General features: G+C 27.6%; 2 protein-coding genes. Both read left to right on the top strand.

Features of this window, described 5'->3' with window-relative positions; translation table 11 throughout:
- The coding region (locus AVL50_RS33360) for a hypothetical protein (RefSeq protein ID WP_172826860.1) at positions 1-255 on the top strand (255 nt) is incomplete at its 5' end.
- Positions 239-984: hypothetical protein (locus AVL50_RS16815; RefSeq protein WP_157491371.1), on the top strand; the 746-nt coding region annotated here is incomplete at its 3' end. The genes AVL50_RS33360 and AVL50_RS16815, both read left to right, overlap by 17 nt.

Raw genomic sequence — 984 nt, 5'->3', positions numbered from 1 at the left:
TTTGGAGATCTTTGGGAATTTAAAAATGAAACAAGTTGGGATAATGTAAATGAAGATGCTTTTATGACAATTAATGCAGATCAAGCTAAGAAGTATTTTGGGGATGGGGGACCTAAATATCTTTTCGAAGAATTGTTACAAATTGATAGAACGTCTGAAAATAATAAGATTATTTTTAATAGAAAACAACTAGATATTGTTTTCAAGAATTTATATAAAGACCAACAAAATTATGACTATGCATATCATAAGTAAATTATTATCTGTAATCCTAATATTAATGATGTCCTGCACACACAAAAATAAGGATACTCATGACAAGAAAATCGAAAAGTCAATTAATGATAAATATAATATTGAGTTAAAACCAAGTTATAATGAAAATGGTTTTATAGAATTTATTATGTTAGATGGTTATAAAATAAATGAAATACCTTTTGAAATTACAGATTTAGATTCATTAAACCATCTTAGAATTGATGGTGTAAAACTTAGTTTATTACCAGAGTGGGTTACAGAAATTGATCAGCTAAGATATTTATACTTAATAGATGTTCCTTTGGTTGAATTTCCATCAAATTTGCAAAAAGCTAATATCATAGAAAATTTCTGTTTGTCTGGTAGTAATATCACAGAATTACCATCAGAATTTAACTTTCCTAAGTTAAAAATATTGCGTTTGACTAATTCTCCGTTTATTAATCTTCCATTGATAAACAGAAATAGTGATCAAGAAGCTTTAACATTGTACCTAAAAAAAACAAATATCACTGAAATTCCCAAAGAGTATAGTAAATATCAAATTAGACGCTTTTCAATTGAAGATAACCGTAAACTTGATCATATGGACAACCTTTTTGGTACCTATGATTCTTTGAAAGAGGTAAATATAGGCTACCGAGGGCATACCAAATTCCCTATGGAATCTTTCAAAAAATGTTATAATCTAGAAGTATTATCTTTAACGGATCAAGGTCTTTGGGA

The sequence above is a fragment of the Flammeovirga sp. SJP92 genome (assembly GCF_001583495.1).
Lineage (GTDB): Bacteria > Bacteroidota > Bacteroidia > Cytophagales > Flammeovirgaceae > Flammeovirga.
The sequence above is the reverse complement of the archived record's forward strand: the minus strand, read 5'-3'. Positions and strand labels throughout refer to the sequence as shown.